The organism is uncultured Winogradskyella sp. (genome assembly GCF_947495255.1).
Taxonomy (GTDB): Bacteria; Bacteroidota; Bacteroidia; order Flavobacteriales; family Flavobacteriaceae; genus Winogradskyella.
In genome coordinates this window covers 191,576-216,551 of sequence record NZ_CANLYI010000005.1, presented here as the reverse complement: position 1 = coordinate 216,551, position 24,976 = coordinate 191,576, and the positions used below count along the sequence as shown (strand labels likewise).

General features: G+C 31.9%; 19 protein-coding genes and 1 riboswitch. Of the genes, 11 read left to right on the top strand and 8 right to left on the bottom strand.

Going from position 1 to position 24,976, the window contains the following annotated elements; genetic code table 11:
• The first annotated feature begins 78 nt into the window (after window positions 1-78).
• From Q0807_RS09505 to Q0807_RS09495, 3 genes are all read left to right on the top strand, one after another.
• Window positions 79-2,352, top strand: a complete 2,274-nt coding sequence (locus Q0807_RS09505) for an inorganic phosphate transporter (protein WP_299109022.1) — start codon at window positions 79-81, stop codon at window positions 2,350-2,352.
• A 282-nt stretch (window positions 2,353-2,634) separates the two neighbouring features.
• On the top strand, window positions 2,635-3,486 hold the full coding sequence (locus Q0807_RS09500) for an OmpA family protein (protein WP_299109020.1): 852 nt from the start codon (window positions 2,635-2,637) through the stop codon (window positions 3,484-3,486).
• Window positions 3,487-3,590: 104 nt separating this feature from the next.
• Window positions 3,591-4,313: a DUF6503 family protein gene (locus tag Q0807_RS09495; RefSeq protein WP_299109018.1), complete on the top strand. Its 723-nt coding sequence runs from the start codon at window positions 3,591-3,593 to the stop codon at window positions 4,311-4,313.
• A 609-nt stretch (window positions 4,314-4,922) separates the two neighbouring features.
• On the opposite strand, the gene Q0807_RS09490 is transcribed toward Q0807_RS09495, so the two are convergent.
• Together Q0807_RS09490 and Q0807_RS09485 are read right to left on the bottom strand one after the other, a co-directional pair.
• Complete coding sequence (locus Q0807_RS09490; RefSeq protein WP_299109017.1) at window positions 4,923-6,713, bottom strand: ribonucleoside-diphosphate reductase subunit alpha; 1,791 nt, start codon at window positions 6,711-6,713, stop codon at window positions 4,923-4,925.
• Between the two features lie 15 nt (window positions 6,714-6,728).
• A complete protein-coding gene (locus Q0807_RS09485; RefSeq protein WP_299109015.1) occupies window positions 6,729-8,003 on the bottom strand; it encodes a ribonucleotide-diphosphate reductase subunit beta in 1,275 nt (424 codons plus the stop codon).
• Window positions 8,004-8,814: 811 nt separating this feature from the next.
• On the opposite strand from Q0807_RS09485, the gene Q0807_RS09480 reads away from it, so the two are divergent.
• Window positions 8,815-9,549: a LytTR family DNA-binding domain-containing protein gene (locus Q0807_RS09480; RefSeq protein WP_299109013.1), complete on the top strand. Its 735-nt coding sequence runs from the start codon at window positions 8,815-8,817 to the stop codon at window positions 9,547-9,549.
• 4 nt (window positions 9,550-9,553) lie between these two features.
• Complete coding sequence (locus Q0807_RS09475) at window positions 9,554-11,503, top strand: tetratricopeptide repeat protein (RefSeq protein ID WP_299109011.1); 1,950 nt, start codon at window positions 9,554-9,556, stop codon at window positions 11,501-11,503.
• A gap of 3 nt (window positions 11,504-11,506) precedes the next feature.
• On the opposite strand, the gene Q0807_RS09470 is transcribed toward Q0807_RS09475, so the two are convergent.
• The 3 genes from Q0807_RS09470 to Q0807_RS09460 all read right to left on the bottom strand — a co-directional run bounded on the left by Q0807_RS09470 (window position 11,507) and on the right by Q0807_RS09460 (window position 15,331).
• Window positions 11,507-12,220 carry a DUF4412 domain-containing protein gene (locus Q0807_RS09470; RefSeq protein ID WP_299109009.1) on the bottom strand — a complete coding sequence of 238 codons (714 nt, stop codon included), beginning with the start codon at window positions 12,218-12,220 and terminating at the stop codon, window positions 11,507-11,509.
• Between the two features lie 17 nt (window positions 12,221-12,237).
• Entirely contained in the window at window positions 12,238-14,640 is a 2,403-nt protein-coding gene (locus Q0807_RS09465) for a T9SS type A sorting domain-containing protein (RefSeq protein WP_299109007.1), read from the bottom strand.
• A 118-nt stretch (window positions 14,641-14,758) separates the two neighbouring features.
• Window positions 14,759-15,331 (bottom strand): DUF3109 family protein, encoded by a 573-nt coding sequence (locus Q0807_RS09460; protein ID WP_299109005.1) that lies wholly within the window; start codon window positions 15,329-15,331, stop codon window positions 14,759-14,761.
• Between the two features lie 198 nt (window positions 15,332-15,529).
• Here Q0807_RS09460 and Q0807_RS09455 point away from each other — a divergent pair, with 198 nt between their 5' ends.
• The 3 genes from Q0807_RS09455 to Q0807_RS09445 are packed head-to-tail and all read left to right on the top strand — an operon-like array spanning window position 15,530 to window position 16,931.
• On the top strand, window positions 15,530-16,111 hold the full coding sequence (locus tag Q0807_RS09455; RefSeq protein WP_299109003.1) for a MarC family protein: 582 nt from the start codon (window positions 15,530-15,532) through the stop codon (window positions 16,109-16,111).
• A gap of 14 nt (window positions 16,112-16,125) precedes the next feature.
• Window positions 16,126-16,326 carry a hypothetical protein gene (locus tag Q0807_RS09450; RefSeq protein ID WP_299109001.1) on the top strand — a complete coding sequence of 67 codons (201 nt, stop codon included), beginning with the start codon at window positions 16,126-16,128 and terminating at the stop codon, window positions 16,324-16,326.
• Window positions 16,326-16,931 carry an NAD(P)-binding domain-containing protein gene (locus tag Q0807_RS09445; RefSeq protein ID WP_299108998.1) on the top strand — a complete coding sequence of 202 codons (606 nt, stop codon included), beginning with the start codon at window positions 16,326-16,328 and terminating at the stop codon, window positions 16,929-16,931. Before Q0807_RS09450 ends, Q0807_RS09445 begins: the two co-directional genes overlap by 1 nt.
• 6 nt (window positions 16,932-16,937) lie before the next feature.
• Here Q0807_RS09445 and Q0807_RS09440 read toward each other — a convergent pair whose 3' ends face one another.
• From Q0807_RS09440 to Q0807_RS09430, 3 genes are all read right to left on the bottom strand, one after another.
• A complete protein-coding gene (locus tag Q0807_RS09440) occupies window positions 16,938-18,548 on the bottom strand; it encodes a S41 family peptidase (RefSeq protein WP_299108996.1) in 1,611 nt (536 codons plus the stop codon).
• Complete coding sequence (locus Q0807_RS09435; protein ID WP_299108994.1) at window positions 18,548-18,979, bottom strand: dCMP deaminase family protein; 432 nt, start codon at window positions 18,977-18,979, stop codon at window positions 18,548-18,550. The genes Q0807_RS09440 and Q0807_RS09435 overlap by 1 nt, the downstream gene beginning before the upstream one ends.
• Before the next feature lie 98 nt (window positions 18,980-19,077).
• Window positions 19,078-19,674: a HupE/UreJ family protein gene (locus tag Q0807_RS09430; RefSeq protein ID WP_299108991.1), complete on the bottom strand. Its 597-nt coding sequence runs from the start codon at window positions 19,672-19,674 to the stop codon at window positions 19,078-19,080.
• A gap of 134 nt (window positions 19,675-19,808) precedes the next feature.
• Window positions 19,809-19,932: riboswitch (SAM riboswitch) on the top strand.
• Between the two features lie 109 nt (window positions 19,933-20,041).
• On the opposite strand from Q0807_RS09430, the gene Q0807_RS09425 reads away from it, so the two are divergent.
• From Q0807_RS09425 to metH, 3 genes are read left to right on the top strand one after another with little or no spacing between them, the layout of a single operon-like run.
• Window positions 20,042-21,211 carry a PLP-dependent aspartate aminotransferase family protein gene (locus tag Q0807_RS09425; protein ID WP_299108989.1) on the top strand — a complete coding sequence of 390 codons (1,170 nt, stop codon included), beginning with the start codon at window positions 20,042-20,044 and terminating at the stop codon, window positions 21,209-21,211.
• Window positions 21,212-21,271: 60 nt separating this feature from the next.
• Window positions 21,272-22,273 (top strand): homocysteine S-methyltransferase family protein, encoded by a 1,002-nt coding sequence (locus Q0807_RS09420; RefSeq protein ID WP_299108987.1) that lies wholly within the window; start codon window positions 21,272-21,274, stop codon window positions 22,271-22,273.
• Window positions 22,273-24,972: a methionine synthase gene (gene metH, locus Q0807_RS09415; RefSeq protein WP_299108986.1), complete on the top strand. Its 2,700-nt coding sequence runs from the start codon at window positions 22,273-22,275 to the stop codon at window positions 24,970-24,972. The genes Q0807_RS09420 and metH overlap by 1 nt, the downstream gene beginning before the upstream one ends.
• Window positions 24,973-24,976 lie beyond the last annotated feature (4 nt).

Genomic DNA, 24,976 nt, shown 5'->3' with positions numbered 1-24,976 from the left:
ACTTTAAGAAATAACAATTACGTAACCTTACAATCAAATTGTATAACAATATTTGCAAACTTATTTTATTTAAAAATTATGGATAATATTTATTTATTAATGTTAATTGCCATTACTGTATTAGCTATTGTTGATATTGTAGTTGGTGTTAGTAATGATGCTATTAACTTCTTAAACTCTGCTATTGGCTCAAAAGCCATATCAATGAGAACTATAATGATTATAGCGAGTTTAGGTATTTTTATTGGTGCTGTATTTTCTAGCGGAATGATGGAAGTAGCCAGGAAGGGTATTTTTGTGCCAGCTCAGTTTGAGTTTGGTGAAATTATGCTCATTTTTATGGCAGTAATGATTACAGACATTCTGCTGTTAGATTTCTTTAACACATTAGGCTTACCAACGTCAACAACCGTTTCTATTGTATTTAACTTATTGGGTGCAGCTGTAGTAATGTCCTTAATAAAGATTAGCCAGTCTGAAACTGAATCGCTTGCTGACTTAGGGAAATATATCGCGACTGATACAGCTCTCACCATTATAAGTGGTATTTTATTATCTGTAATAATTGCATTTACTGTTGGTGCATTAGTTCAATGGATTTCTAGGCTTATATTCACTTTTAACTACGAACAAAAAATAAAGAATTTCGGAATTATTTTTGGAGGTGTTGCATTAACAGCTATAACGTATTTTATATTCTTAAAAGGATTAAAAGGAACACCTTATTACAAGGAAATGAAAAGTGTTGTTGAAGGCAATGAAGTTTATATTATACTTGGAAGTTTTGTGTTCTGGACCTTATTCTCATTCATATTTGAAAAATTAACAAAAAGAACATCTTTACTAGCCGTAATAGCAGTTGGTACTTTTGGTTTAGCATTAGCCTTTTCTGGAAATGATTTAGTAAACTTTATTGGTGTACCAATGGCAGCATATCATTCTTACGAGGCTTGGATTGCTGGCGGAATGGATATTAACATGTCAATGTCTGTTTTAGAGAAAAAAGTACCTGCAGAACCTTATTTACTATTTATTGCAGGAGCCATAATGGTATTAACTCTATGGTTTTCTAAGAAAGCAAAATCTGTTGCAGAAACAGAACTTAGTTTATCTCGTCAAGGTGATACACACGATAAGTTTGAACCTAACCGTCTTTCGAGAGCTATTGTTAAAGGATCATCGCAATTATCTAGCTACTTTGGTGTATTGGTCCCTAAATCACTACAAGGAAAAATTAACAATAGTTTTGAGAAACCAGAGTCAATAATGACAAAAGACCAAAGTATTGATGCTCCTGCTTTTGATATGATTAGAGCTTCTGTTAACTTAATGGTTGCTGGTGTACTAATTGCTATTGCAACTTCATTTAAATTACCATTATCTACAACATACGTAACATTTATGGTAGCAATGGGTACTTCTTTAGCAGATAGAGCTTGGGGAAGAGAAAGTGCCGTTTATAGAGTTGCAGGTGTATTAAATGTTATTGGCGGATGGTTTGGTACTGCTCTAGGTGCTTTTATTGCTGCTGGTATTGTTGTGTTTTTAATAAATTGGAACCCATCAGTTATAATACCAATCTTGTTGTTACTTACGGCATTTCTTCTTTATAGAAATTACGTTTCTCATAAAAAATCTTCAAACAAGACTGCAGAAGAAGATAGTCTTAAAGAAACAGGTAGTAGTTCTGTTCAAGGTGTTATTTTAGAAAGTGCAGATAACATCTCTAATGTTGTAAAACGTGGAAATAAAATTTACACCAACGCAGTAAACGGCTTAGCCAAACAAGATTTATCTCTACTAAAAAAGAATAGAAAACAAGTTGATAAACTATCTAAAGAGGTCGATAGTTTAAGAGACAACATTTTCTACTTTATTAAAAACTTAGATGAAACTAGTTTAAGAGCTAGTAGTTTTTATATTAATATTTTAGGATACCTAGAAGATATGACGCAATCATTAGAATATATTTCTAAGGTTAGTCATAAGCATATTAATAATAATCACAAAAAACTTAAATTTAGCCAAATCAAAGAATTAAAGGAAATTGATGTGGCATTAGAAACGTTGTTTAATGATACAAAAGTAGCTTTCGAATCTCATTCTTTTGAGCAGATTGGATCTATAATTAGTCGTAAAAAAGAAGTTTTAGATTTAGTTACAGATAAAATTGTGAAGCAAGTTGCTAGAACAAGAACGGAAGAGTCTAGTCCTAAGAACACAACTTTATACTTTGGTCTATTATTAGAGACAAAAGATTTATTAACAGCAACTATGAATTTATTAGAGGAGTATTATAACTCTCATGATAGCTCTGTAGAACCTGCAACTATAAGTACAGATGATGAATAAATAATTCAAAATCTAACTAAAGTTTATTAAAAAGCTTCAAATCAAAATAAGATTTGGAGCTTTTTTTATACCTGAAATTCAAAGCAGCACGTCAAAAAACAAGTCAAACACAACTGATTCAATAAGTTACACTTCAACTTACTTAACATAGGTTAAAAACAATTCATTTTAAAGACCATTCTAAATGAAAATATTTGCTAGAAATTTTAACATTCAACATCCAAAAGCGACCTTTAGTCGTATATATAATTTTAAACATAGAAAATAACCAAAAATCATAAAATGAAGAAAATTTCAATCTTATTAGTAACAGCAGTTTTATTAAGTTCTTGTGTATCTAAGAAAAAATTCTTGGCTTTAGAACAACAACATGGAGAAACCGTAAGTGAGCTTACTAAAACACGAGTAGAAAAAGAAGAGTTGGAAAATAAGTTTGCTATCATTGAAGCACGCGTTAACCAATACAACACTAAAATTCAATCTTTAAATGACGACGTTGAAGGTTTAACTTTAGAAAACAAAGCAAAGTTTGAAGTTTCTAAAGACGGAACTGTAGCTTCTGTAGCAAGTAAAGAAAAAATGCGCGCTACATTACAAAATGTAAGTGCAGATAAATTAGCAGGTGCTAAGACTTTAAAAGATTCTATGAACTTAGCGGTTCAGTACAATTTAAGTAAAGCTATCAACACAAGCGACCTTAATGAAGAAGGTGATATCGTAGTTGATATTAACGAAACTGTAGTAATGATATCTATTGATGACGATATGTTATTTAACACAGCAAGTTATAAAGTAAGTAATAAAGCTGACAAAATTTTACAGAGATTAGCTGACGTTATTAACTCTGAGCCAAGTTTAGATGTTATGGTAGAAGGTCATACAGATTCTAGAACAATCAACACTGCTAAAGTATCAGATAACTGGGAATTAAGTGTATTACGTGCAACATCGGTTGTAAAAAGATTACAAAATAAGTTTAAAGTTGCACCAGAGCAATTAATCGCATCTGGTCGTAGTAGCTACCAACCTTTAGTTGAAAATGATACTAGAGCTAATAGAGCTAAAAACAGAAGAACGCGCATTATCTTAATGCCAAACATAGATAAGTTCTTTGCTTTAATGGAAGAAAAATAAGAAACAAATCTTTATAGATTTAATACAAAAGCATCCTCCCGTAAAATTCGGCATTGGATGCTTTTTTTATGCCCAAATTTGTACATTGTATAAAATAACACCTCATGAAACCTTTTATAGCACTCGCTTTATTCTGCTTTACTCTTAATTGTTTTTCACAGAACATTACTCCTAAAGAATTATTACAAAACACCATTAAATATCACGACCCCAATAACCATTGGCAAAACTTTAATGAAACGTTTACTGTTGTAATGACCATACCAAACAAAGCATCGAGAAAAAGTAGAATACAAATAAATTTACCTTTAGAATACTTTTATATTAACGCAACTCAAGATTCCATAAGCTATGAATATACTGTTAATAAAGGCTCTTGTTCTACATCTAGTTTAAATGTTGGAGCCTTAAAAGAACTTGATTCAATTTCTGAAAAAGCACTTTGCGAAAAAGCATTTTTATACAAAAACTATTACACCTACCTCTATGGGTTACCAATGAAGCTAGAAGATGCTGGCACCAACCTTAACGATAACGTAGAAACGAAAACCTTCAAAGGAAAAGACTATTTGGTTTTAAAGGTTACTTATGATGAAGCCGTAGGAAGCGATGTTTGGTACTTTTATTTTAATCCTAAAACTTATGCATTAGAAATCTATCAGTTCTTTAAAACAGATGAGAATGGTAAGGAAAAACTAGATTCAGGTGAATATATCCTACTTTCTGAAGAAGCTGTTGTAAATGGTATTAAAATGCCAAAAATAAGAGCCTGGTATTATAATAAAAATGATAAGTATTTAGGAACTGATACTTTGATTGAGGAATAAGAGATTTATTATGTAATGCATCTCTAATAACCCAACACTAAGGTGTTTAAATATTAAACATCGTTTAATTCTTGTAACTTAATAAGTTTTATATTATTTTTGAAGTACTTTTAAAAGCGAAAAGCCTGTTGTTGGAGCAACAGACTTCTCTAAATTATTAGTTAAACAAATACTTCCTGCCGCTTTATTAAAGAAGCCACATTCGGATAAGACTTACTGCAGTATGAACTACAAGTCTAATCTCTTTTTTGAACACTATCCACCATCGTGGTTTGTTCTGCTTATTCTTGCACAATATTTCTAAAGTTTAAGATTAATTTCCCTTAATTAAAGGTCTAAGGGCTTTGACCTATTTCTCTTGTTTCATCTTTCGTTTAGTTTTAAATTAATATTAGTTTTATAGTCTTAATTTTCAATTTCATTAAAGACATTACCAATTCTAATGTCTTTTTTAAGGCAATTTCAATTCAATATTGTTTTTCTCATATTTAATAAAAAAATTATTGTAATAACCTGATTAATAGCAATTTAAATAAAATTTTAGATTTCAAAATTTTGCATAAAAAACCAACTCTCTCGAGTTGGTCTTAATTTTCAAAAATCAATTAATTACCCCTCGCAACTCGTACATTCCTTCTTTTGCTTAAACTTCTGTGCTGCATTCATACTATGTTGGTAGTACAATGATTTTACACCTAATTGCCAAGCGGTTACGTATAATTTATTTATATCTTTTACAGGCATATCTGGATGCACCATAATGTTTAAAGATTGTGATTGATCAATGTGGTTTTGTCTGTTTGCCGCCTGATAGATAATTGTCATTTGGTCAATTTCAGAATAGGTTTTAAACACATCTTTTTCGTGATCCGTAAGTCCTTCTAAATGTTGTACAGAACCATCGTAATCGCGTATGCTTTTCCAAACATCACTAGTGTTCATTCCTTTATCTTTTAGAAGTTCTAATAAATAAGGATTCTTAATCGTTGTTTTGATTTTTGCAATATCCTTTACATAACTATTAGACCAAATTGGCTCAATACCTTGTGATACTTGTCCTAAAATAAAAGCTGAAGATGTTGTTGGTGCTACAGCATTTAAAGTTGTATTACGTCTTCCGTAACCTTTTAATACTTCTGGCTCTCCAAATAACGTTGCTAATTCTTCTGATGCTTTAACCGATTTATCTTTAATTGTTTTAAATATCTCACTATTTAAATCAAACGCTTCCTTACTATCAAAACCTACCATTTTAGATTGTAATAATGAGTGCCATCCTAAAGCTCCTAAACCTAAAGCTCTGTTTTCTTTAGCAAAGTTATAAGCTTTCTCCATAAACATAAATGTATGTCTATCGTCACGGCTATCAGAATCTCTATAAACTTCTAATTTTGTAATAAACTCCTCTAAAACAGCATCTAAGAAATATACCATTGTTTCAACAGCATCAGTATCTTTCCACTTATCATAATGTAATAAGTTTATAGAAGACAATACACAAACAAAAGACCAACGGTCGTTTGTAGGTAACATAATTTCTGAACACAAGTTACTTGCGTAAATTTCATGTTTTTTATCTCTGTAAACATCTGGAGCTGTATTATTAGCATTATCCTTAAAGAAGATATAAGGATATCCTATTTCGCCTCTACGCTGTAAAACTTTTGCCCAAATAGCACGTTTATCAGAATCACCATCAATCATTTCTTGCATCCACTCGTTACCAACAGTAACACCATGCGTTAATTCTTGTATTGGATTTCCTTCTGTTCCTATTTCTAAAAACTCGTTGATATCTTGATGCTCTATTGGTAAATATGGAGAAAAACGACCTCTTCTTACTGAACCTTGACTCACAACATCAACCATTTTTTCAAACAATTGCATAATATGAACTGCACCAGAAGACTCACCATTATTTTTTACAGGAGCACCTCTGTGCCTTAATTTACCAAAGTAACCAGAAGTACCACCTCCTAATTTAGACATCATACCAACTTCTGACTGTGTATATAGAATATCTCCCATATCATCAGAAATATGTGAACCAAAACAACTAATTGGTAAGCCACGTTTTTTTCCAAAGTTTGACCAAACTGGAGATGCTAATGAGTAATAACCTTCAGCCATGTAGCCATAAAACTTATCTGCAAAACCATCGATACCTAATATTTTTTCTGCATTATTAGCTATTTCTCTAATTCTTTCTTCTGGTGTTGTATCACCTGTAAGATAACCAGAGGCTAAAAATTGACGACTATAATCAGTTAACCATTTTATTTCTGGTTCTGATTTTGCTTCTTTAATAGCTTCTTTTCTAGCTTTGATTAAGTCATCGTGGCTAGATGTTGTTGTTGTTTTAGTTTCTTGAATCACTTTGTGTTTGATGTCTTGGTTCATATGGTCGTTAATTAATTAAAATAGGTCGTCTCCGGTTACACTTTTTTGTCTCTTTGCATAGTTTATTGAACGCTTCACGAAGAAATCTCCATGTTTTGTTCCTATAATTTCGTCGTCAAACCATTCGGTTTGCACTAATAATTCTTCATTTACATCAAATACTTTTTCGATGCCAATACTTTCTAATGAATTATTAAATCTGTTTTTAATAAATTCATTAATAACATTTTTAGGTAAGAACTCTAATTCTCCTGCTTCAAAAATCCAATCCACAAGTTTACTTTCAGATACAAAAGCTTCTTCACATAATTCTCTTACTAAAGCGCTATGTTCTGCATCAAACCATGTTGGGTTTTCATTTTTGATAATTTTAATAATATCAATTCCGAAATCTCCGTGAATTTGCTCTTCTTTTGAAGTTGCTTCAACCACATTAGAAACACCCTTTAGCATGTTTTTATGTTTATTGAAAGCCATAATGATTAAAAACTGAGAGAATAAAGACACATGTTCTATAAATAGAGAGAACAATAAAATTGACTCTGCATACTCTTTATTATCTTCACTTTTAGCATTTTTTAAAGCGGTTTCTAAATAATGAACACGTCTCATTATTACCGGCTTTTTCTTTAGGTTTTTAAACTCGTTATTTAAGCCTAAAATCTCTAATAAATGTGAGTAAGCATCATGGTGACGTACTTCACTTTCTGCAAATGTTGCTCCTACAGATCCGATTTCTGGTTTCGGCATTTTATTATAAATCTCACCCCAAAAAGATTTTACTGCAACTTCAATCTGCGAAATCGCCAACATTGTGTTTTTAATAGCGTTTTGCTCTACAACAGTTAATCTTGTTTTAAAATCTTGAATATCACTAGTGAAATTAAATTCAGAATGAATCCAATATGAGTGTCTAATAGCATCAACATATTCGTTAAGCTCAGGATACTCGTAAGGTTTTAAATTAATACGTTTTTCAAAAATATTTGTCTTTCTACTACGTGCTTGCTCATCTCTATATAAGATGTATGCTTTTGCTACACCATGGAAAGAACTTTCCATTAATTTCTCTTCAACAAGATCTTGTACTTCTTCTACTGTAGGTAAATATTTATGATCTCTTCCTTTTCTATCCAATAAGGTTTGTAAAACTTTTACAGAAATAGTATTTGCATCTTCCTTACTACCATTTCCTACAGACATCATAGCCTTTTCAATAGCATTAGAAATCTTATTTAAAACAAACGGACTTGTTTCGTAATCTCTTTTTATAATCTGCGTAATCTCCATATTTTTTAATTTATAAGCCTAAGAAGGTGTTAGAATGAAATACAATCACTCGAAATCTCAATAGGTAATTCCGTAAAACGTTATTTAATTTTTCCTTGATTAGGGATAAAAGAGGCGAATTTTTAACACTTTTTCTAAATCGAAGTTTAGATAAAACAATATTATTTTGCCTTGAACAAAGATTGACATTTGTTGTTAAAAAAGAAAGGGGTTTTAGTAAACGTTGTCAACAAGTTTTTAACAAACTCTTGTAATGCCCATAAAATGGACATTTCTTTAAAATATTAGATAACACGCAGGTTTTGAGTGTTTTAAAGATAAAAAATAAATCTTATTTCTGTAGGTTTTATCATGTTAAAACAATGCCTAACAACGGAGTTTATTGGTGCTGATCGATGAAGAAATTAGTAAGTTAACAAAACAAAAAAGAGCGTTATACCAACGCTCTTTTTTCCCTAATAACTAACTTATATTAATGAAACTCAATTTTAACAATTGACCATTAATAATTAACACTGAATTGAAAAATTAGAATAGCAAGTTCCTAATTCTCCTAACTAATAGCTTGAAACTGTCTTAAGCAAAACCCTCATAATGCTATATAAAAAGACAGTCCCTATAGCTCAAATATCATTATAATATGCTTATTATCAAATTCCTAATGTATAAGTGGTAAAAAAAAGTGTATAACTGGCGATGCTATTTATTCAATATAATTTTTAGCATACTATACATAAAACCGTGCATTGCATACATATTTACATTCATTATATTTATTATATATATATCTTTATATGAAATACTTACAAGCATGTTAAAAGCAGTAATCGTAGATGATGAGCCCAAAGCCATCCAAAGTTTAATTTGGGAACTTAGTAACTTCAATCAAGAAATTGAGGTTATTGCTTCATTCACAAATCCGGATGAAGCTTTAAAGTACCTCAACACTAATACACCAGATTGTTTGTTCTTAGATGTGCAAATGCCTACAATTGGTGGTTTTCAGTTCTTGGAGCAAATTAATCATTCAGATTTTGCTGTTATTATTACTACTGCTTATGATGAGTACGCTATTAAAGCTTTAAAACACGAAGCTATTGACTACCTTTTAAAACCGATAGATTCTGACGATTTAAGAGATTGTATAGCAAAAATTAAAAAGCATAGTGAGCGCGTTATTAACTCTGAAAATTTAGAACGTATGCTCACAAATTTCAATTCTAAATACGATAAAAAACGTATTACAATTAATACAGATGGCAAACTACTTTTCTTAGACGTAGACGATATTATTTATATTGAGTCTGATGGAAATTACAGTACTTTATTTTTACAAAACCAGAAAAAAATAGTCCTCACAAAAAAGCTAAAAGAAGTTGACGCAATTTTACCAGAGCATTATTTCTTTAGAATACACAACTCTTATATTATTAACTTAAACAAAATAAAAGCATTCATAAAAAACGAAGGTTATGTTATTATGGATAGTGATCACAAAATCCCTGTAGCAAGGCAGCGCAAATCAGATTTTTTAGAAAAACTATAAGTACATGACATCTTATTCCCCAAATAAACTATTTAGCTTTTGTTTTTTTATTTTATGTTTTGCCCTAAGTGCTTATGCACAAGATTCCACTTTTCAAAACACTTTATCTTATATAAAAGAACACAAACCTTCACAATACGCAACATTAGATTCTATACTAAAACCTTTTGAGAGCGATAGTTTAAAGATGAAACAATTGTTGAAGAATTCTAAAACAAGCAACTATTACGCAGCCTCATGTTATGCATTAAATGCATTAGGTATTATAAACAGAAACATTTCTAATTACAACACTTCTATTAAATATCACGAAAATGCACAGAAGTATGCTGACTCGGCTAAAAATGTTGAATTAAAAATCATTAGCCTCAACATGATTGGAGTTGCCTATAGACGCATGGACGTTATTAAACCTGCTTTAGATTACCACACAGAAGCCTTAAAAATTGCCTATTCTGCCACTAATCCATCGAGCACCATAAGACGAAGTATTGCTGTTTCTCAAAATAGTATTGGTAATATCTACATGGCTTTAAAGCAATACGATTTAGCAATAACTCAGTTTGACAAATCACTTAAACTTGAAGAACAAGACAACAATAAATTAGGTCTTGCTATTAATTATCATAACATTGGTTATGCCGAAGAAGCTAAAGGAAATTTAAGTGCTGCACTAACTAATTATCAGAAATCATTAGACTATAATAATGCTATAGATTCTGAAATTGGTCGTGTTATTTGCTACAATAGTATTGGAGGTATTTACCTTAAGCAAGAAAATTTTGAAGAAGCCGAACCGATTATTAGAGAAGCCTTAGAAAAAGCTCTAAACTTAGATGACCAGTTTTACATCACATCTTCTTATCTTAATTTAGGAACTCTAGAGTTTCAGTTAAATCAATTTTCTATTGCCGAAAAAAACTTAAAAAAAGCACTGAATATAGCCAGCTCTTACAATCTTAAATCTTCTGTTGCCGACGCAAGTAAATTACTTTCTAAAATAAACGAGAAGAATAAAAAATATGATGTTGCACTAGACTATTATCAAAAAGCCGTAGAAATAGAAAACACCATTTTAACTGAACAAAACCTTCAGTATGTTAATGACATTGTTATTGAATATGAAAATGAAAACAAAAACAACCAAATTAAAGCCTTAGCTCTAGAAAACGAAGCTGTAAGACTACGATTAGAACGTAACAAAAATATATTATTATTCACCTCTTTATTAATCGCTATTTTAGGAACTATTTTATTTATAATGAATAGAACTAAAGCCTTAAGACGCGACAAACATATCTTAACCTTAGAACAAGATATGCTACGAAGCCAAATGAATCCTCATTTTATTTTCAACTCTTTAAATTCAATTAAGCTTTACATCATTAATAATGAAAAAGAAAATGCGGTTTACTATCTCAATAAGTTTTCAAAATTAATCCGAAAGATTTTAATGGCTTCAAAAGAAAAAGAAACCTCTCTTGAAGATGAATTAGAAACAATGAAACTCTACATGAATATTGAAAACATTCGGTTCTCTAACGAAATAGATTTTAAAATTAATGTTGATCCATCTATAAATACTGAAATAACCAAAATACCATCTTTAGTGCTTCAACCATTTTTAGAAAATTCATTATGGCATGGCTTATCATCAAAGACAGATAATAAAAAAATTGAATTAAACGTCTTTAAAAAATCTTCAAAATTTATTGTTGTAGAAATTGTTGATAATGGCATTGGTAGAATTGCATCTCAAAAAATAAAAGAACAAAAGAAACTAAAAAGAAACTCAGTTGGTATTGATATTACCAAAGCCAGGTTAGCTAATTTTTCAGAATCTTTTGAGGATAGCTATAGTTTAAAAATTGAAGATTTATACACGGACAATTCTCCGAGTGGAACAAAAATTTCGCTACTAATACCTACAAACAAATTAAAAAGCAAAGTATAGAGTCTAACCTCCAAAAGCACCCAACATTGAACCATATTTTGTAGTATCTATAGAAAAATCTGTTTCTACTAAATCCACACATTGCATCGTCATGTTGTTTTTAGATTTCTTTTTATCCTCATAGGTCATTTCCATCATTAAGCCATTTTCTGCATATTTTTCCATTATAGAGGCATCAAATCCTTTAGGCATATTTTTTACATTAGATCCAAAAGCTTTATTAAAACTCACCGGAACATCGTCTGTTATATAAAACGTAATTTTAACTTTATCATTCTCACTTACATAACCTTCGCACTCATAACCATTAATTGTTTTAGAGTCTATTTCGGTAAACGTGTAATCAGACATATCATCCTCTGACTGAAAATCTGATGCTTTCAGTTTTGTTTTTTGAACCACATTTTTACCCATCATTTCCATAAACATTGCAGAAATTTCTAAATCTGCATCCATAACCATAAATATTTTGGTGTCTTCACTTCCTTTATTCATTTCAGCACTATCAAAACCAAAATAGCTTTCATCTTCACTGAGATAATAGTCAAAAGTTATGTCGCCTTTCTTATGAGTCATTTTTAATTTATAGATATAATCGAAATAGTAAGAGTCAGGAAGTTCTACCTTACTAGCTTTTCCGAATTGTGCAAATGCAGATTGCAATACAAAGAAGCAAATTAGAAATGAAATGGGTTTTGAAATGCTTGAAGTTTTCATGAGAGAAGAATTTTAGATTAATTAATTAAAACTTTATGAGTGTATACTGAAGTTTCGGTATTAACTTTTAATACGTATAAACCGGAATTTAAATGGCTTACATCCAAATTATCTGATGACCTTACATCTGCCACCCGTTTTCCTAAAACATCAAAAAGCTGAAGCCTATTTATGGATTGATTTGAAACGACGTTGATTCTGTTTTTTACAGGATTTGGATATATATTTAAATCTGCACTTAATCCTACATTTTCAACACTCAAAACATCTGGATAAGGAATATACTCTGTTGCAAAATCACTGTCTATAAGTTTAAAAGCTGTTATAGAAGCGTGTGTCCAAATACTACCTTCACTATCTATAGCTATAGCCAATGGTCTGTAATGATCTAAAGCTGGCAATATTGAATTTGTATTTTCTAATCGAACATTTGTTATAGTAGGATTTATATCCGTCGGATTCTCTATTGTTGTAATTGACGCACTATCATTATTTAGTAAATACGCTTTTCCGTTAGTATCTATTACGATATCTTTTAAGTTATATATTTCAGGGTAATCAGCAGCTTTAAATTCGTAAAACACACCTGACTCTTCATAAATTGCGGCTGTAGAACCAAGAAACCAAACACCTCCATTTGGAGCAGCTACGACTTTTTGTATTGTAAAACTACCAATAGATGACATGTCGAAGGTAGTAGATGTAAGTGTAGAAATATTAAACTTTTTTATGTCTAACGTACCTGTATACTTCATAAACCAAACATCTGCATTATCGTCTACCGCAAAATAGTTGGCACTTAGATACCAATCTTCATCTAAATCATAAGAGTTTAACAAAGTATCATCCTCATAAACATCAATCCTTTTATTTGATTTATCAAAAACCCAAATCTGATTTGCAACACGTTTCATATCGGTAGCTTGATTTGCAAGTCCCTGAAAAGAAATTGCATTTGGGAAATCAATCTTTTTCAATTCAGTAGGACTTCCACCTCTAACAATCGCTTTATCATCATCATCTACAACACCCATAAAACTCAAGTTTTCAATATCAATTAATTGATGATTGTCATTAGCATCTCTATAAACAACCACATCATCGTAACCATTAAACCACCATACACCTCCATTATTGTCTGGCATATTTTCAGTAAACCTTCTGTTCATTCTATTTGACAGATTACCGTCTGCATTATCATTTCTACCAGACCATATCCCATTTGAATTAATTATAACTTCATAATTAGCATTACTTCCTGAAGAATAGTCGAGAGACGTAAAATAAAATTGATTATTTCTATAATAAATTTCACTCGGATTATAAGTCATTGGAACACTCAAAGTTGAAAAATCAGTCAATGGGAGTAAATTCCAAGTTGCTACATTCCCAAGAAATGACAATTCCATGATACCAGAGTAATTAGATGCATTTGCCCATATTACGTTACTATCACTTATCGCTATATTCTGAAATGAATAATTAACAGCCGCATTACTTTCGGATACTAACTGATACATATCGTAGGTATCATCCGCCACATCAAATTTCACTAATCCACCATCAGAACTACTATTACTGAGGGCTAACCATAGATAACCATCAGCATCAAATTGCAAATCGTTTACTCTATCAAAAGGTAAGCTAGGCGTTGACAAAGTATTATATGCTGTTGTCGAAAAAGTTGTAACATCTATTTTAAAAAGTCCATTTATACTCCCAACATATAAATGATTGTCGTTATACATTAATGTTGAAGTATCTACACTAGCGCTAATATTACCTGCGGTAGTAAGCTCTAATACATAGGTTAAACTCACGCCATCATATGAAAACAAATAACGTCCATTACCTCCACCTCCAGAAGCGATGATCCACGTTAAAGACCTAGAAGCATCATAGGTAAATAAATATGGGTATCTATTATCAGGGAAGTTAACAGGAGATAGCGTTTTTTGCACTCTATCATATAGATTAAAACCATAACTTGCATTTGAAGCTTGAATAATCACCTTTCCATCTGGCAATACTAGTCCATTTCTAATACTTGCTGTATTGGTCCAATCGCCTTGACTACTATATGTAGGAATAGCAATATTTGGAATATTGTCCCAAGTACCATCTGCATTTCTAATTGACAATCCATTACGAGTAACATAATACTCATCATTGTTATAATTATTAGGTAGCATATGTCTAACACCTCTATCATTTAAGCCATAACTCCGCTCTACAACACCAAGATTATTTGCTTTATCACAAAATGTAAGTTTATCAGTCGCTTCCGGAATTAAATTGCCACATTGATTTGGATAAAATGCGATTTTTGTACCTACGACAAAGGCTTCTGTTTTTGTGATTTGAGCAGTAGTTTGAGTAGCATATAACAATGCTAACAACATAAACAACTTAATTTTCATAGCTGATATTTAATTGGTTAAGCTGAAAATTAAGTTACTTTAATGAATCTTTTGATTGAAAATGTATAGTTGGAACTAAATATTGTAAAACCAGAAAATAATCTGGTAAATTAAAGGATTATTGTTTTTTCATGCTCTCAGCAACCTTCTCTAGCTCAGCATACCAATCTTCTCCAAATTTTCTAATCAAGGCCTCTTTTACAAATTTGTAGACAGGTACTTGCAACTCTTTACCCAAAGTACAGGCGTCATCGCAAATTTCCCATTTATCGTAATTAACACCAGAAAATTCGGTGTATTCTCTCACTCTAATTGGATACAAGTGACAAGAAACAGGTTTTTTCCAAGAAATCTCTCCTTGGTTATAAGCTTCTTCTATTGCACAAAGCGCAGTGTTTTTCTCATCAAAAATCACATATGCACAATCAGCTCCATTTATAAGAGGTGTTTCTAATTCATCAAAATCAGTCTTTATTGATGTACCCTGTTTTTCAATAGCATCAATACCTTCTTGACGTAAAAATGGTTTTACTTTAGGATATATATCTTCTAAGATTTTTACCTCATCTGCAGCTAAAGGCGCACCTGCATCTCCATCAATGCAACACGCTCCTTTACAAGCCGAAAGATTACAAACAAAATCTTTTTCTATAATATCTTCTGAAACTATGGTTTTTCCGAGTTGAAACATGCCACAAAAATACTCAAACTTATGCTATATCAAAGTTGAATTATTATTAATCGTAATTTAATATTGAAAATCTTTAATAATATCGCACCTTTGCAAAAAATTTCAGAAATTGATCAAAACTCAAAGCATTAACACTTTGAATTTAAGTCAATTAAAATTCATTTCAGACGAATAATTTAAATTTAAAATATTAAAAAAATGGAATTAAATTTTAAAGAAATATTTACAGCTTTTATGATTCTTTTTGCAGTTATTGATATTATTGGAAACATTCCAATTATAATAGACTTACGCACAAAAGTAGGCCATATACAAAGTGAAAAAGCATCTATTATAGCTGGTGTTATTATGATTATATTTCTGTTTGTAGGAAAGAGTCTTTTAAACCTAATTGGTATAGACGTTAATTCTTTTGCTGTAGCAGGTGCATTTGTCATCTTTTTTATTGCTTTAGAAATGGTATTAGGTATTACACTTTATAAAGATGATGACCATGACGCAATGACTGCTTCAGTATTTCCTTTAGCATTTCCCCTTATGGCAGGTCCAGGAAGTTTAACAACATTGTTATCTTTACGTGCAGAATTTGCTATTGAAAATATTATTGTCGCCGTAGTTTGTAACGTAATTGTAATTTATATTGTGTTAAAAACATCATCAAAAATTGAACATATTATTGGTGCTAACGGAATAAAAATTATAAGAAAAGTTTTTGGTGTAATTTTGTTAGCTATTGCAGTAAAACTATTTGCTCATAATATTAAGGAGTTATTAGCCTAATACTATTTTAAAACATGAAGATATTCACTATTATTTTTTCAGTTATCGCAGTTGCACTTATTATTTTTAATGCTACAAAATTAAATTTCAATGCCCTTCTTAAAGGTGAAAGTCAAACAGCATTGATTACAATAGTAGCAGCACTTTGTGCGATTCTATTATTACAAATCCTAAGAGTTTCAAAGAAGATTGAGAAATTAAGTAAAAAACGATAATGAATTTTGATGCTTTAATTATTGGTGGTGGAGCAGCTGGTTTATCTTGTGCTTTGGTTTTGGGCTCTGCAAAAAACAAACCTTTTGCAGAAGGAAAACGTATTGGTATTATAACACACCAAAAGACATCACATCTTCAAAATGCATTATTTAATAATGTTTTAGGGTTACAACCAGGCACACTTGGTAGTGACATTTTAGAACAAGGTAAAGATCAACTCAACTCGGTTTATCCTCACATTAATCAAATTGATAATGAAAAGGTAGTTTCAGTAACAAAAAACAATGAAGGCTTTACAATTGAGACAAATAAAAATACTTACAATTCTAAAATTGTAGTTATCGCTGTTGGTTACACCAATTTAATGACTATAAATGGTTTAGAAAGCTATATAGAACCTCATCCAAGAGCTGTAATAGAAAAAGATAGAATTTGGTTAAAAAACACAGACCATCTTATTGAAAAAAACTTATATGTTGCTGGCACTTTAGCGGGTTGGAGAAGTCAATTTGCTATAGCTAGTGGAAGTGGCGCACATGTAGCTACTGATATTTTAACCCTTTGGAATAACGGTAAACACACCAAAGTACACGATAAAATTTAGTAACCTTTAATCTTGAATAAAATTTGGATTTTCAGCGCTTAAGAGTATCACTTCTTGCACCATAATATCTTCTTTATTTATAATCTCTTCAAAAGCATTATCGTCAAATAATTGTCGTGCTAAGGTTGCTTTTATAATGCGTCTTATTTCATCATTATAGGCTACAAATGTGATATCTGTTCGCTCTCTTTTATTAACATAATTTTGAAAATTCACGACAATATCATCGCTAACTTCAAAATTATTAATAAAATCATACTTGGAAATATTTTGATAAATGGTTCTGTCTTTGTCTAATTCTTCAAACACAAAATAGCCAAAATGACCACGTCTTCTTAAATAGTTTATTGTTTCATTATCAAACAAACGATCTACTGGCACAAATACATCTGGTATAATGCCTCCTCCTCCATAAACCACTTTTCCTTTTGGTGTTGTAAACTTTAAGGAGTCGTCTACTTCAATACTGCCTTCATCTGCTAATTCTCCCGTTCTTAATCTTTTTAGATAATCACTGTAATAATCTTCATTAGCACCATTGACATAAGGTTTTTGAATGGAACGACCTGTTGGTGTATAATATCTAGAAACGGTTAATCTTACAGCACTTCCGTCACCTAAAGACATTTCGCGTTGTACTAAACCTTTTCCGTAAGAACGCCTTCCAACTATAATTCCTTTATCATTATCTTGAAGTGCACCTGCAATAACTTCACTTGCTGAAGCTGAATTCTCATTAATTAAAATATAAATTTCTCCTTCTTCAAAATCACCACGACTTGTTGCATACGTTCTCTCTTCTCTTCCTTTTTTATCTCTTGTAAATAAAATGAGTTTATCATCTACTAAAAATTCGTCTGCAATTTGTTCTGCGATGCCTAAAAAGCCACCAGGATTATCTCTTAAATCTAAAGCTAATTTCTCTGCTCCTAAATCTTTAAGTTCATCTAAAGCTTCTTTAAATTCTTTAAAAGTAGTTTCAGCAAAACGATTCATTTTTATATATCCTAAATCATCCGTAAGCATATAGGCTGCATCTATACTTTTAATAGGAATTTCTTTACGTCTTACTTCAAACTCTAATAAATCATCTTCTCCTTTTCTAAAAACCGTAAGTTTAACTTTACTGTTTTTTTCTCCTCTAAGCTTTTCGCCTAATAATTCGTTATCAATTTTACGACCATAAAGCGTATCTCCATCTGCATATAATATGCGATCTCCACTCATTATACCAGCACGTTCACTTGGACCACCTTCTGTAGGTTTTACAACAGCAATGGTATCTTTATAGGGATAAAAATTAATACCAATACCAACAAAATTACCTTTCATGTTTTCGGTAATGCGCTCTAAATCTTCCTTTGGAATGTAAGATGAATGTGGATCGAGATTGTTTAAAATACCATTAACCGTAACGTCAACAATGCTATCTGTATTTACCTCTTCAACGTATTCGTAATCTATATAATCTATTAACCTGTTGAGCTTATCCTTTTTACTATTGGTAGAAAAAAGATTATCTGAAGTATCTGAAAAATTTAATCTACCACCTATAATCACACCTGCTGCAATTGCAACACCTATAATAAGTGGTATGTATTTATTTTTTGTTGCCATTAAGCTTTTAAGTCTTCTATAAGTTCTAGTTCAATTCCTGCTTTTTCAAGAAAATCAATTCCAGAACAATCCTTATAGCCTTCATGATAAACCACCCTTACAATACCTGCTTGATGAATTAACTTACTACATTCCTTACATGGAGACAAAGTAATATATAAAGTTGCACCTCTACAAGATTGCGTAGATGAAGCCACTTTTAAAATGGCATTCGCCTCAGCATGTAAGACATACCATTTGGTATAACCTTCATCATCTTCACAATAGTTTTCAAAACCTGTTGGTGTACCATTGTAACCATCAGAAATGATCATTCTATCTTTTACTATAAGTGCTCCAACTTGTTTGCGTTTGCAATGGGATAATTTCCCCCATTCTTTTGCAATGCGTAAATAGGCTTTATCGTAACGTAATTGTTTTATATCTGACATTAAAAGATTTGTTCTTGTACCAAGTACACTTGTAAGTAACGAATATAAACGGTTAGTATTTTATAACCAATTTACTATCTGTAAAATTTAACCAAACTTTATGTATTACTGAGTAATTCGCTTCCCAAAATCATCGGAATCACTAATCCGGCTACCATAGCTGAGATTACCATTACCCAATCGCGACGTGTTACTCGAAATATGGTTTGACATAAAAACCCAATAAATAAGACGACAAATACAATGATAACTTGAGCAAGTTCTATACCTAATGCAAATTCTATGAGCAATTCTAATTTATTTTCAGATTGACCAGAAAACATTTTAAATTCTCTTGCAAAACCTAATCCATGTACAAGCCCAAAAAATAAAGTCGTAAAAAACAGCAAGCCTATCTTATTCGATTTTGCTTTTTTTCCGGTAGTAAATACATTATAAATTGCAGCAATTAAAATGGTTACAGGTATTAAAAATTCTACTAATTTTCCGTTAACCGTTACAATACTATAAGCTGCTAACACTAAGGATAACGTATGCCCTAAAGTAAACATGGTAACGAGTAAAAGCACACGTTTCCAATCTTTAAAAAGGTAAGGAACGGCTAAAACCATTAAAAAAAGGACATGGTCGTAACCATTAATATCTAAAACGTGGTTCATGCCATATTGAACATTAAACCAGAAATCATCTAACATAATTAATTCTTTGGGAAAGTCAAAGTTACAATTAAAAGCTTATACGATTTTGTTAAAATAAAGTGAATAATGTTTGTTTTTTGTCATTTTCTTTCGGAATATTGTATTTCACAAAGTTCAAATAACTTATTGAGATGTTATCAAGAAAGGCAGAGGGATTAGACCCATTGAAGCCTTAGCAACCCTTAAACTTATTAAGAAGGTGCTAAATTCTACTAAATTACCGATTCATTTATCGTTTAATTGGATAGATAACCTTATGTAATTACACTAGTGTAATTAAATTTCTAATTAACATTTTTCTATTTACACGTCAAATATTGACGCATTTGATTTTTGGTTTATCATAAAACTAAGTAAAACAAAAATGAGTTCAAAACACATAGAAACAGAAGCTATAAGAACACAAATTGAGCGTTCGCAATATCTAGAACATTCTAGCCCTTTATATTTAACATCGAGTTACGTCTTTGAAGATGCTGAAGATATGCGCGCTTCATTTGCAGATGAAAAAGAACGTAATATATACAGTCGTTACTCTAATCCAAATACATCAGAATTTGTAGAAAAAGTTTGTAAAATGGAAGGTGCAGAACGTGGCTACGCCTTTGCTTCTGGTATGTCTGCTGTGTTTTCAACATTTGCAGCTTTATTAAATTCTGATGACCATGTTATTTCATCTCGAAGTATTTTTGGTTCTACACAAACCTTATTTAATAACATATTACCTAAGTGGAATATCTCAACAAGCTACTTTAAAATTGATGAATTAGATACTATTGAAAGTCTAATTCAACCCAATACGAAAGTGATTTATGCTGAAAGTCCAACAAATCCTGCTGTAGATATTTTAGATTTACAACGTTTAGGCGACATTGCAAAAAAGCACAATCTTATATTTATTATAGATAATTGTTTTGCAACACCATACTTACAGCAGCCTATAAAATTTGGTGCAGATTTAGTGATTCATTCTGCTACAAAATTAATGGATGGACAAGGTCGAGTTTTGGGAGGTGTCACTGTTGGTAGTGCAGATTTAATTCAAAAAATCTATCTATTTTCTAGAAATACAGGTCCTGCATTATCGCCTTTTAACGCATGGGTTTTATCAAAAAGTTTAGAAACTTTACCGGTTAGAATTGATAGACATTGTGAAAATGCATTAAAAGTAGCCACATTTTTAGAGGCTAACGACCATGTGAATTTTGTAAAATATCCATTTCTAAAATCGCATCCACAATACCAATTAGCAAAAAAACAAATGAAACTAGGCGGAAACGTCGTTGCTTTTGAAATAAAAGGTGGCATTGAAGCTGGTAGAAAATTTCTAAACGCCATTAAGTTATTATCGCTTTCTGCAAATTTAGGAGATACCAGAACAATAGTTACACATCCTGCTTCTACAACACATGCTAAAATACCAAAAGAGGTTCGTTTAGAAACAGGAATTACTTCTGGATTAATTAGAGTATCTGTTGGTTTAGAACATCCTGAAGATATTATTAACGATTTAAAACAGGCATTAGAAAATTAACGTCAGTTCGAGTGATTTTATGACATCGGAATAAAATTATATCGAGAACAAACATATACTATGAGCAATATAAAAGACGAATTACAAAAACGCATATTAGTTCTCGATGGGGCCATGGGAACCATGCTTCAGCAATATAATTTCTCGGAAGAAGATTTTAGAGGTGAACGTTTTAAGGATTACCCATCCCCTTTAAAAGGGAATAACGATTTACTATCCTTAACCCAACCGAAAGCTATTGCAGAAATTCATGCTAAATATTTTGAAGCTGGAGCTGACATCGTGGAAACCAACACCTTTTCTGGGACTACAATTGCCATGGCAGATTATGATATGGAAGATTTAGTTTACGAGTTGAATTTTGAATCTGCTAAAATCGCGAGAGAAGTGGCAGACAAATTCACAAAAGAAAATCCTGATCAACCGCGTTTTGTTGCTGGCAGTATTGGACCAACAAACAAAACGGCAAGTTTATCACCAGATGTTAACCGACCAGAATATAGAGCCATTACCTTTAACGAGTTAAGAATTGCGTATAAGCAACAAGTAGAAGCGTTAATTGATGGAGGTGCTGATTTACTTTTAGTGGAAACTATTTTTGATACTTTAAATGCAAAAGCGGCTTTATTCGCTATTGAAGAAGTCAAAGAAGAACGACATATTGATATTCCAATTATGGTTTCTGGGACGATAACTGATGCTTCGGGCAGAACGTTATCTGGCCAAACGGTTGAAGCATTTTTAACTTCGATATCTCATATTCCATTGTTAAGTGTTGGCTTTAATTGTGCTCTTGGTGCGCAACAGTTAAAACCTTATTTACAGCGTTTATCTAACGAAACTGATTTCTATACCTCAGCACATCCCAACGCAGGATTACCAAATGCTTTTGGAGAATATGATGAGACACCAAAACAAATGCAACAATATATTGAGGAGTATCTAAAAGATGACCTCATCAATATCATTGGTGGCTGCTGTGGAACAAGTCCAGAGCACATCAAAGCTATTGCAGACGTGGCAAAGAACTACAAACCAAGATTAATTCAAGAATTAGCATAATGGCAAAATCTGATTGTAAGAAATACTTAACCTTATCTGGATTAGAACCTTTAGTGGTAACACCAGAAAGTAACTTCATTAATGTTGGAGAACGAACCAATGTCACAGGTTCTCGAAAATTTCTTCGTCTTATTAAAGAAGAAAAATACGATGAAGCCTTAGAAGTTGCCAGAGACCAAGTAGATGGAGGCGCACAAATTCTTGATGTTAATATGGATGAAGGCATGTTAGATGGTGTTTATGCCATGACTACCTTTTTAAATCTTATAGCTTCAGAGCCAGATATTTCTAGAATTCCATTAATGATAGACAGTTCTAAATGGGAAATTATTGAAGCTGGTTTGCAAGTGGCTCAAGGAAAATGCGTGGTTAATTCTATTAGTTTAAAAGAAGGTGAAACGCAATTTAAACATCATGCAAAACTGATTAAACGTTATGGCGCTGCAGTAGTTGTTATGGCTTTTGATGAAGACGGCCAAGCCGATAATTATGATAGACGGATAGAAATTTGTAAGCGCTCATATCATATTTTGGTTAACGAACTTAAATTTCCTGCTCAAGATATTATCTTTGACCCAAACATATTTCCTGTTGCAACAGGTATGGATGAGCATCGCAGAAATGCGCTCGACTTTTTTGAAGCTACCAAATGGATTAGAGAAAATTTACCTCATGCTAATGTTTCTGGAGGTGTGAGTAATGTCTCGTTTTCGTTTAGAGGAAACAACATCGTTCGTGAAGCCATGCACTCAGCTTTTTTGTATCATGCGATTAAAAATGGGATGAATATGGGTATTGTTAACCCAACCATGCTCGAAGTTTACGATGAAATAAACAAAGATTTATTAGAACGTGTAGAAGATGTTTTATTTGATAGACGTGATGATGCAACTGAACGCCTTTTAGATTATGCCGAATCGGTAAAAGGACAGAAAAAAGAACAAGAAGACAAAGTCCTAGAATGGAGAAGCGACGCTTTACAAGATAGAATTACGCACGCTTTAGTAAAAGGAATAGATGCCTTTATCTTGGAAGATGTTGAAGAAGCACGATTAGCAGCAGATAAACCAATACATGTCATAGAAGGTCATTTAATGATTGGTATGAATGTAGTTGGCGATTTATTTGGAAGCGGTAAAATGTTTCTACCTCAAGTAGTAAAATCTGCACGAGTAATGAAAAAAGCGGTTGCTTATCTGCAACCTTATATTGAAGCTGAAAAAGACGGTAAACAAGAATTTGCAGGTAAAATATTAATGGCGACCGTTAAAGGAGACGTTCATGATATTGGAAAGAATATTGTAAGCGTGGTATTAGGTTGTAACAATTACGAAATTATTGACCTTGGTGTGATGGTGCCACCAGAAAAAATCATTGAAACAGCGATTAGAGAAAAAGTAGACATCATTGGGTTGAGTGGCTTAATTACGCCTTCACTAGATGAAATGGTTTACGTCTCTAAAGCACTCGAAAAACAAAATGTAGAAATCCCACTTATTATTGGTGGCGCAACAACATCTAGAGCACATTCTGCCGTAAAAATCGCACCTCATTATAACAATACTGTTGTTCATATAAATGATGCTTCTAGAGCAGTAACCGTCGTTGGAGATTTACTCAAAAAAGACAGCAAAATATATAAAAATCAGATTCGTGAAGAGTATGATGCCTTCCGTGAACAATTCTTAAAACGTACTAGAAAAAAGGAATATTTGACGATTTCTGATGCCAGGAAAAACAAGTTCAAAATCGATTGGAATACGTCTGAAATTGTAAAACCAAAACAATTAGGTATTCAAATTATAGATGATTTCGACATCACTAAACTTGAAGAATTTATTGATTGGTCACCTTTTTTTAGAAGTTGGGATTTACATGGCAAATATCCAGATATATTAACAGACACTGTTGTTGGCGAACAAGCCACAGAATTGTTTGCTGATGCACAAGTTTTACTAAAACGTATTTTTGACGAAAAGTTATTAAAAGCGAAAGCCATTTTTGGATTGTTTGAAGCCAATACGGTTAATGATGATGATATTGAGATTTCTTCTGCCAGTTCGAGCGCAGTCGAGAACAAAGAAGAAATTTATAAATTCTTAACTCTTCGTCAGCAATCTAAAAAATCTGAAGGCAAACCAAACATCGCCTTATCAGACTTTATTGCACCGAAAGCCTCAGGAAAACAAGATTACATGGGATGCTTCTGTGTATCTACCGGATTTGGAACAGCAGAATTAGCAGCAAAATTTGAGGCAGAACACGATGATTATAATTCGATTATGATTAAAGCATTAGCTGATAGATTAGCTGAAGCCTTTGCAGAATATTTACATAAGGAAGTAAGAACTAAACATTGGAATTATACTAATGACGAAAACTTATCTAACGACGATTTAATTAAGGAAAACTACAAAGGAATACGACCAGCACCTGGTTATCCTGCTTGTCCAGACCATTTAGAAAAGACAACTATATGGAAACTTTTAAATGTCGAAGAAAATATCGGAGTTAAGCTTACAGAAAGTTTAGCCATGTGGCCAGCTGCAAGTGTAAGCGGTTATTATTTGGGGAATCCTGAGGCTAAATATTTTGGTCTTGGAAAGATTAAAGAAGACCAAATTGAAGATTATTCTAAACGAAGAAACATTTCAAATGAAGAAGCAACTAAATGGTTGAGTCCAAATATTGCAGATTAATAGA